General features: G+C 64.5%; 1 protein-coding gene. It reads right to left on the bottom strand.

Annotated elements, in window-relative coordinates; translation table 11 throughout:
• Window positions 1-1118, bottom strand: a 1118-nt coding sequence (locus ACFWPJ_RS33270; protein ID WP_378857563.1) for a hypothetical protein, incomplete at its 3' end; no start/stop codon positions are given.
• Window positions 1119-1242 lie beyond the last annotated feature (124 nt).

Genomic DNA, 1242 nt, shown 5'->3' on the forward strand with positions numbered 1-1242 from the left:
CAGAACTCGCCGTTGTTCGAGCGCGACACCGCGGCGTAGTGTGTCTGCGTGTTCGGCGGGAGGAGTGGTTTACGTTCCTCTACGCCGAATCTTGCGGCGACTGTATCGATTTCCTTGCGAAGCTCGCGTGCATTGCGGCCGCCGCGAACCGCCGCCAAAGCGACCTTGGAGAGTTCGGCGGCGGCCTGCGCGAGTTGCTCGGCATTCGTGGCGCGTTCGTTGACGATTTGCACGCGAGGAGATTGGCCCCAGAGCTGACTTAGGAGATCGTGTGCATCCGACGACTCGTGCCCGGCGACCGGTTGGACGGGTCGGGGCCGTTGCAGTCGCCAACGAGCACGATCTCGCACTTGCCGGTTCCGGATGACGACGTCGAGCTGCAAGTCGTCGGGCAGGTCGGCAACAGCTCGCCCGATGGCAATCAGCGACGCCTCAATGTTTGTCGGTGCCTGGTCAATCGCGACCCCGACTTGTCCGTCCTCTGTGACCCAGGCCAATCCCGCCGTGCTCGAACGGGCCGTGGTGCTTGCGCTGACTGCGACCAGCAGGGCGTCCGCACGGGTGGAACCAGACCGTTCTGGCTGCGCCTCGCCGGTGTCGGCAATGTCGCTCGTTTGCTTATTGTCCGGCTCGGCGGCCTCAGCAACCGAAGTTGCTTGTGGCTCCACGTGCTTAGTCCGCTGGACCTTGATGTCTTGTGCCAGCTGTGGCGCGCAGTCCGCACACGGAAAACTCGACCGAACCTCCGGACAGCTCCGCTGGTGGGAGAGAACCACGCGCAGCACCACGTCCCAGAGTTCGGGATGCAGATGGGCGTGGACTTCGGCGGCGCGTTGGAGGTAGTCGGCCCGACGCCGCATGAACACCGTCGACCGCGAGAGCTCGCGGGCCTTGATTCGTGAGTCAGCCACAACGAGCTCACATTGGTGTTGACGGCGCGCAAACGTCGCCGCGACCATGTACGCCTGCCGGACTGCGGCGAAATGGGCGGAAGTTCGCTCGTTGGATGCGACAGCGTGTAGGCGCTGCTCGGCCTCCCCGTTCCGGAGGCGAATCTCCCGCTCCGCCTTCGCCGCCAGCGCTGAACGCCGCTCCGAAATCTCAGGGTCGTCCGGCATCCAGCCGGGAGTCGACGCCTCCCTTAGCATTTAGGCGTGGTACAGGGTGTCGTCCATTTAGCGGTAGGTTAGGTCAAGGTCGGATGCGTGGTCGACAAAACCGACGCCACCAGCCCACCCCCCT

This window comes from Nocardia sp. NPDC058497, assembly GCF_042720195.1.
In the GTDB taxonomy this organism is placed as follows: Bacteria; Actinomycetota; Actinomycetes; order Mycobacteriales; family Mycobacteriaceae; genus Nocardia.